General features: G+C 71.0%; 3 protein-coding genes and 1 pseudogene. 2 read left to right on the forward strand and 2 right to left on the reverse strand.

The features are described 5' to 3' along the window. Positions 1–435 (reverse strand): annotated as a pseudogene (locus ABZ281_RS40040) (M1 family peptidase); the annotation flags it as partial. Between the two features lie 205 nt (positions 436–640). Between ABZ281_RS40040 and ABZ281_RS40045 the strand changes: the two are divergent. Next, the gene (locus ABZ281_RS40045; protein WP_356662898.1) at positions 641–2,860 is read left to right on the forward strand and encodes an NADP-dependent isocitrate dehydrogenase; all 2,220 of its coding nucleotides are present in this window, start codon (positions 641–643) and stop codon (positions 2,858–2,860) included. An 89-nt stretch (positions 2,861–2,949) separates the two neighbouring features. On the opposite strand, the gene ABZ281_RS40050 is transcribed toward ABZ281_RS40045, so the two are convergent. After that, positions 2,950–3,291, reverse strand: a complete 342-nt coding sequence (locus ABZ281_RS40050) for a DUF5713 family protein (protein WP_356662900.1) — start codon at positions 3,289–3,291, stop codon at positions 2,950–2,952. An 81-nt stretch (positions 3,292–3,372) separates the two neighbouring features. Here ABZ281_RS40050 and ABZ281_RS40055 point away from each other — a divergent pair, with 81 nt between their 5' ends. Beyond that, positions 3,373–4,161 (forward strand): N-formylglutamate amidohydrolase, encoded by a 789-nt coding sequence (locus ABZ281_RS40055; protein ID WP_356662899.1) that lies wholly within the window; start codon positions 3,373–3,375, stop codon positions 4,159–4,161. The last annotated feature ends 131 nt before the right edge of the window (positions 4,162–4,292 follow it).

Genomic DNA, 4,292 nt, shown 5'->3' on the forward strand with positions numbered 1-4,292 from the left:
CTCGTGGCCGCCGGCGGGCGGCGGGGTCCGGCGCGGGTCGGCGCCGTAGGCCACGGACACCGTGGCCCGGGCCTTCGCCGCGAGCTGACGGGCGGGGGTGATCCGCAGCTTCTCGGCCACCTGCTCGAAGGCGGCCGTGCGGCCGTCGACCCGGACGGAGCGTATGTCCAAACCGCGCGCGTCCAGGGAGAGGCGGCTCAGGGTCTGAGTGGTGCGGATGGTCAGGGCCGCGGTGGCCTCGACGAACGTGGTCGTGGCGTCGTACTCGAGGTGGCACGCCGAGACGCGGTATCCGTCATTGCCGAGGGCGGGGTGGACGGGGTCGCCGAGGGTCTCGGGGTCCGGGACGGCGCCGGTCCTGCCGGCCGCCTGGGCCGGGATCCCCGTGGTCGGTGCCGCCGCCGTGCCGACAAGGGCAACGGCCGGGGCCGTCACTCTGGTGCGCTATCTCATAGTCCGCATTCGCTCGGACGACCGGGTGGTCAGGTCCGGCCGTGGCTTGGAGTGAGTGATCTCTCCCCCAGACACGGGAGCGGGGCGATCGGGTGCACGAAACTGGTCGCGGACCCCTGTCGAGACGAGGTCGATCACGAGATATCTTGATGTCGAGCAATGTTGCAGACGTGGAGCGGAGCACCCGGTGACTGACTCGACCATCATCTATACGCACACTGACGAGGCCCCCGCCCTGGCGACGTATTCCTTCCTGCCGGTGGTGCGGGCGTACGCGTCGCAGGCGGGTGTCGCCGTGGAGACCCGCGACATCTCGCTGGCCGGACGCATCATCGCCGCGTTCCCGGAGTACCTGACCGAGGACCAGCGCATCCCGGACGCCCTCGCGGAGCTCGGTGAGCTGGCCAAGACGCCCGCCGCCAACATCATCAAGCTGCCGAACATCTCGGCGTCCATCCCTCAGCTCAAGGCCGCCGTCGCCGAGCTGCAGGGCCAGAGCTACGCGCTGCCGGACTACCCGGACGACCCGAAGACCGACGAGGAGCGCGAGATCCGCGCCCGCTACGACAAGATCAAGGGCTCCGCGGTGAACCCGGTCCTGCGTGAGGGCAACTCCGACCGGCGCGCCCCCGCGTCGGTCAAGAACTACGCCAAGTCCCACCCGCACCGCATGGGCGCCTGGACCGCCGAGTCCAAGACCAACGTGGCGACCATGGGCCAGAACGACTTCTGCTCCACCGAGAAGTCCGTCGTGATCGCCGAGGACGGCGCGCTGCGCATCGAGCTGGTCGGCGACGACGGCACCACCACGGTGCTGCGCGAGTCGGTACCCGTGCTCGCCGGTGAGGTCGTCGACGCCTCCGTGATGCGCGTCGCCGCGCTGCGCGAGTTCCTGACCGCGCAGGTCGCCGAGGCCAAGGCCCAGGGCGTGCTGTTCTCCGTGCACCTGAAGGCCACGATGATGAAGGTCTCCGACCCGATCGTCTTCGGCCACGTGGTGCGCGCCTTCTTCCCGAAGACGTTCGCGCAGTTCGGTGACAAGCTCGCCGCGGCCGGCCTGACCCCGAACGACGGTCTGGGCGGTATCTGGAAGGGCCTGGACGTTCTGCCGGAGGGTGCCGAGATCAAGGCCTCGTTCGACGCCGAGCTCGCCGAGGGTCCGGAGCTGGCGATGGTCGACTCCGACAAGGGCATCACCAACCTGCACGTGCCGTCGGACGTCATCATCGACGCCTCCATGCCGGCGATGATCCGCACCTCCGGCCACATGTGGGGCCCGGACGGGCAGGAGCACGACGCCCTCGCGGTCATCCCGGACTCCTCCTACGCGGGCGTCTACCAGGCCGTGATCGAGGACTGCCGGGCCAACGGCGCCTTCGACCCGTCGACCATGGGCACGGTGCCGAACGTCGGCCTCATGGCGCAGAAGGCCGAGGAGTACGGCAGCCACGACAAGACCTTCGAGATCGCCACCACGGGCACGGTGCGCCTGGTCGACCGGAACGGCACCGCGCTCATCGAGCAGACCGTCTCGGCCGGCGACATCTTCCGCGCCTGCCAGACCAAGGACGCGCCGATCAAGGACTGGGTGAAGCTGGCCGTCACCCGCGCCCGCGCCACCGGCGACCCGGCGGTGTTCTGGCTGGACGAGACCCGCGCGCACGACGCCAACCTGATCGCGAAGGTCAACACCTACCTCGCCGAGCACGACACCGAGGGCCTGGACATCCGGATCCTCAACCCGGTCGAGGCGACGAAGCTGTCGGTGGAGCGCATCCGCCGCGGCGAGAACACGATCTCGGTCACGGGCAACGTGCTGCGCGACTACCTGACCGACCTGTTCCCGATCCTGGAGCTGGGCACCAGCGCCAAGATGCTGTCGGTCGTCCCGCTGATGGCGGGCGGCGGCTTGTTCGAGACGGGTGCGGGCGGCTCGGCGCCGAAGCACGTGCAGCAGCTGGTCAAGGAGAACTACCTGCGCTGGGACTCCCTGGGTGAGTTCTTCGCCCTGGTGCCGTCCTTCGAGCAGCTCGCGAAGGTGGCGGGCAACGGCCGCGCCCAGATCCTGGCCGACACCCTCGACCGCGCCACGGCGACCTTCCTCAACGAGGACAAGTCCCCGACCCGGCGCGTCGGCGGCATCGACAACCGCGGCAGCCACTTCTACCTGTCCCTGTACTGGGCGCAGGAGCTGGCCGGGCAGACCGACGACGCGGACCTGGCGAAGGCCTTCGCCCCGCTCGCCGAGACGCTCGCCGCGAACGAGCAGAAGATCGTCGACGAGCTGATCGGCGCCCAGGGCAAGCCGGTCGACATCGGCGGCTACTACCAGCCCGACCCGGCGAAGGCCGCGGAGGCCATGCGCCCGTCCACCACGTGGAACGAGGCCCTGGCGTCCCTGAGCTGACGCCCCGGGCCCCTTCGGCCCGCTGACTCCGCCCCGGCCGGCCCAGCGCCCGGCCGGGGCGGAGCCGTGTGCGCCCCTCCCCCCGGCCCTCACCACTCCCGCGTGGCGATCAGCTCCTCCACGTCCGCGTGCGGGAAACCGTACGCACCCGCGACGAAGCCGAAGTCCTCGGCTATCTCCTCCCGGGCCACCGTCTCGATCTCACTGCCGGCCGCCTCGAACGCGGATTCCAGGTCGTGGAACTCCTCCGTGGCCGCCTGCGTCAGCGCGTACAGCGCGGCGAGGCCGGCGGGCCGCTCCCGCTCGATGCGCTCGCACAGGGCGAGCGGGATCGCGCGGCCGCGGTCCACCACGTGGTCCGGGTAGTAGCCGTCGTCGTACAGCCCCCGCAGGAACGGATGGCTGCTCACCTGCTGGTTGCTGATCGGCATGGCGTCGTCGGCCTCGGTGGTCGGGCGATGTGGCACCTTGATCCTTCCGGAGACCACTGACAACGCCCCTGGAGCCGCCTCGTGACCGACGCCCCGCCGCCCTTCGAGCTGCTGCCCGGGGCCGGGCGGTCCCCGGTGATCCTCCATGTGCCGCACGCCGCACGGGAGATACCGCCGACCGTGCGCGCGGAGATCGTGCTCGGTGAGGCGGAACTGGCGCGGGAACTGGACCACATCACGGACGCTCACACGGACCGGATCGCCGAAGCGGCGGCCGGGCTGGCGGGCGTCGCACCGTGGCGGTTCGTCAACCGGCTGTCGCGGCTGGTCGTCGATCCGGAGCGGTTTCCGGACGAGCGGGAGGAGATGCTCGCCGTCGGCATGGGGGCGGTGTACACGCGGACCACGCACGGCGAAGCGCTGCGGTCCGAGGGTGTCGATGCCGGGCCGCTCGTCGAGCGGTACTTCCTGCCCTACGCGCGGGCGATGACCGAGGCCGTGGCGGACCGGCTGGCAGCCACCGGGCGAGCCGTGATCATCGACGTGCATTCCTACCCGAGCCGCAGGCTGCCCTACGAGCTGCACGGGGAGGGGCCCCGCCCGCCGGTCTGTCTCGGCACCGACTCCGTCCACACGCCTGCCGCGCTGCTTGACGCCGCCCGGGAGGCGTTCGGGGAGACGGAGCTCGACACCCCGTTCAGCGGGACCTACGTGCCCCTGGAGTTCTACGGGAAGCGGCCCGAGGTGAGCGCGCTCATGCTGGAGATCCGCCGGGACACCTACATGAACGAGCCGGGCGGCCCCGCCGGGCCCGGGCTGGAGCGGCTCAGCGCGGCACTCGCCGAGCTGGTCGACGCCGTGTCCCGCTGAGCCGCCCGGCCCGGTGATCCGGGACCCCGGCCCGGTGACTAGTGCCGCGGCAGGCAACGTTTGCCCGTTGAGGAGCGGCGTTTGGTGCGTGCTCTCGGCGTGCCGGCCGGAAGCCCTCGTACTGGACGTAC

It is taken from the genome of Streptomyces sp. NPDC006265 (assembly GCF_040613555.1).
GTDB lineage: Bacteria > Actinomycetota > Actinomycetes > Streptomycetales > Streptomycetaceae > Streptomyces.